We start from the raw sequence: 1,224 nt of genomic DNA, 5'->3' as shown, positions 1-1,224 counted from the left end.
TGTTATTCCTAAGTAGAAATGTCCTACCTAATAACCAAATAGAAATGTCCTATATGGACATTTCCAAGTCAAGCACAGGATTTAGATTTCGTTCTTGAATTGCTGTTTTCTGTGCACGTCTGCTTGGCATCTTTTGAGAACGATTACGTTTGTTTTGCTGTTCCAGTTCTTCATGCTGTTGTTGGATATGATTCAGAACAGCACCCAACCGTTTATTCTCAACAATCTCTCGCTGATTCAGCTGACTTAATTTATCGAAGAGGCTGTAATTGATCTTTCGGCTATTATGCATGATGGCTACAGTACCATCCGGGTATTCAAGGAACTCAAGATACTTACCGATCAACCTTTGATTTTCTTCGGTGTTTTCCAGGAGATATACGCATTTATCATAAGTAATCGTCAGACTATTCGTGACTCTGCGGGGTTCACGCCAAGTAAAAATATCATCTAATTCTTCGGCTGTTTCAGTGATAGACCGATGTAGATTCTTAGGATTAAAAGCCATCTTGGCGAACTTCTGATTGAACTCCTCAATGAAGCAGGGTAGCCAGACATTAGCTTGCTCAATCGAACAGATGCCTTTCAGGCGCATCTCCTTGATCAGACGGTCCTGAAGGGTTCTGTTGGCCCGTTCCACACGGCCTTTGGCCTGCGGTGAATTAGCGAAGATGATATCGATATTCAGGGTGCTGAGTACACGTCCAAACTGGGTAATCTTGGTGTCTTTCTTGCTGCTTTGATTCACTCTAAAGACTGAATGTTTGTCGCTGTAAAACGCTAAAGGCTTACCGTGCTGTTCGACATATAAGCGTGTTGAAATCATATAGTCAAAGGTTGATTCTGACTCACAGAAGCGTAAATGCTGCAATTTTCCTGTAGCATCATCGATAAACACCAGCAGACAGCATTTAGCAGCGCGTCCTTCAAACCAGTCATGGTGTGAGCCATCAATTTGGATCAGTTCACCAAAGCAATCCCGGTTGTAACGAGGCTGATACGGTCGTTTCAGGCGCTTGGATCTAGGCATCCATAAGTCAGCTGCAATCATCCAAGAACGCAGGGTTTCTACTGAAAGATCGAATCCATGTACGGTGGTAAGCTTTTCATGCGCTAAAGTGGGTCCGAAACCATGCAGTTGGTCAGAAACAATATTGAGGCACTTGAGTCTGAGTTCTTCAGGAAGTTTAGAATTGCTGATTTGGCCACGACCGGCATGGGCTA

The 1,224-nt window shown here is 43.5% G+C and carries 1 protein-coding gene; it reads right to left on the bottom strand.

Translation table 11 applies throughout. The features are described 5' to 3' along the window. Positions 1–49: 49 nt before the first annotated feature. The coding region (locus RFX69_RS06115; protein ID WP_309168905.1) for an ISNCY family transposase at positions 50–1,224 on the bottom strand (1,175 nt) is incomplete at its 5' end.

The organism is Acinetobacter sp. 148 (assembly GCF_031196675.1).
Classification (GTDB): domain Bacteria; phylum Pseudomonadota; class Gammaproteobacteria; order Pseudomonadales; family Moraxellaceae; genus Acinetobacter; species Acinetobacter baumannii.
The sequence above is the reverse complement of the archived record's forward strand: the minus strand, read 5'-3'. Positions and strand labels throughout refer to the sequence as shown.